Here is a 1,625-nt window from a genome sequence, read left to right as displayed (position 1 = left end):
CTGATCGGCCAGATCGGCCGGGTGACCAAGACGCTGCTGTGGGACCGGGAGTCCGCGATCGGTGGCAGCGGGCGGGTCAGCGTGCCGGCGGCGGCGTTCGCCGGCACCCTGGCCACCCAGATCAAGCTGGCGCCGCCGCGGGATCCGGAGTACAAGGGCCTGGTTGAGCGCCACAACGGGTTCTTGGAGACCTCGTTCCTGCCAGGGCGGACCTTCGCCTCACCGGCGGATTTCAACGAGCAGCTGGCCGAGTGGCTGACCGGGGCCAACGCCCGCACCGTGCGCTCGATCCAGGGCCGCCCGGTGGACCTGCTGGAGGTCGACTACCGCTCAATGCTGCCGTTGCCGCCGATCGCCCCGCAGGTCGGCCTGCATCACCGCGTCCGGCTGGGCCGCGACTATTACGTCCGCGTCGACACGGTGGACTACTCGGTCGATCCGCGTGTCATCGGCCGGTTCGTCGAGGTCACCGCCTCTCCTTGCGAGGTGACGGTGGTCTGCGACGGGCAGGTCGTGGCCCGCCACGCCCGCTCGTGGGCCAAGCACGGTGTGGTCACCGACCCGGCCCATGCCACCACCGCCGCCCAGATGCGCCAGGCGTTGGCTGCCGAGCGGAACAGCCGTCAGGCGGCGACCCGCTATCACAGCGATGGCCATGGCGTCATGCTGCGGGCGCTGCCGGACTACGACGCCCTGTTCGGCGTCGACTTCAACCCATCCGCACACGTCACGGAAGCGAGCAGCGAATGACCACCACCACGGCGACTTCCCAGGCCGCGACGCCGAAAGACGGGCTGCCGTCGATGATCGCTTACCTCACCCGGGTGCTGAAGACGCCCACCATCGGTGCGTTCTGGGAAGATCTGGCTGCCCAAGCCCGGGATGAGAACTGGTCGCATGAGGAGTACCTGGCCGCGCTGCTGCAGCGCCAAGTCGCCGACCGGGAATCCAAGGGCACCGTCATGCGCATCCGCACCGCCCACTTCCCCCAGGTGAAGACGTTGGAGGACTTCAACCTCGACCATCTGCCCTCGCTGCGCCGCGACGTGCTCGCTCACCTGGCCACCGCCACGTTCGTCGCCAAGGCCGAGAACGTGATCCTGCTGGGACCGCCCGGGATCGGCAAGACCCACCTGGCCATCGGCCTTGGGGTCAAGGCCTGCCAAACCGGCTACTCGGTGCTGTTCGACACCGCCAGCAACTGGATCGCCCGGCTGTCGGCGGCGCATCACGCGGGGCAGTTGGAGACCGAGCTGAAGAAGATCCGCCGTTACAAGCTGATCATCGTCGATGAGGTGGGCTACATCCCGTTCGACCAGGACGCGGCCAACCTGTTCTTCCAGCTGGTGGCGTCCCGCTACGAGCAGGGCTCGATTATGGTCACCTCGAACCTGCCCTTCGGCCGGTGGGGTGAGACGTTCTCCGACGACGTCGTAGCCGCAGCGATGATCGACCGGCTCGTTCACCACGCCGAGGTCCTCACCCTCACCGGCGATTCCTACCGCACCCGGCAACGCCGCGAGTTGCTGGCCAAGGAGAACCGCGCCAGCCGCGACTGACCAACCACCAAGGGGTCAATTTTCCCGGAACCATAGGGGGTCAGCATTGGGCGTCCGTTGACACCC

The 1,625-nt window shown here is 67.6% G+C and carries 2 protein-coding genes; both read left to right on the top strand.

From position 1 onward, the window contains the following. Positions 1-750, top strand: a 750-nt coding sequence (locus tag AP234_RS00020) for a Mu transposase domain-containing protein (RefSeq protein WP_083501643.1), incomplete at its 5' end; no start/stop codon positions are given. Beyond that, complete coding sequence (gene istB / locus AP234_RS00015) at positions 747-1,559, top strand: IS21-like element helper ATPase IstB (RefSeq protein ID WP_055477446.1); 813 nt, start codon at positions 747-749, stop codon at positions 1,557-1,559. The genes AP234_RS00020 and istB, both read left to right, overlap by 4 nt. The last annotated feature ends 66 nt before the right edge of the window (positions 1,560-1,625 follow it).

Source organism: Sphaerimonospora mesophila, from assembly GCF_001417795.1.
Classification (GTDB): Bacteria; Actinomycetota; Actinomycetes; order Streptosporangiales; family Streptosporangiaceae; genus Sphaerimonospora; species Sphaerimonospora mesophila.
The sequence above is the reverse complement of the archived record's forward strand: the minus strand, read 5'-3'. Positions and strand labels throughout refer to the sequence as shown.

Bases quoted from the DNA above. Each gene is read 5' to 3' on its own strand.
- istB (WP_055477446.1), top strand. From the start codon at position 747: ATGACCACCACCACGGCGACTTCCCAGGCCGCGACGCCGAAAGACGGG.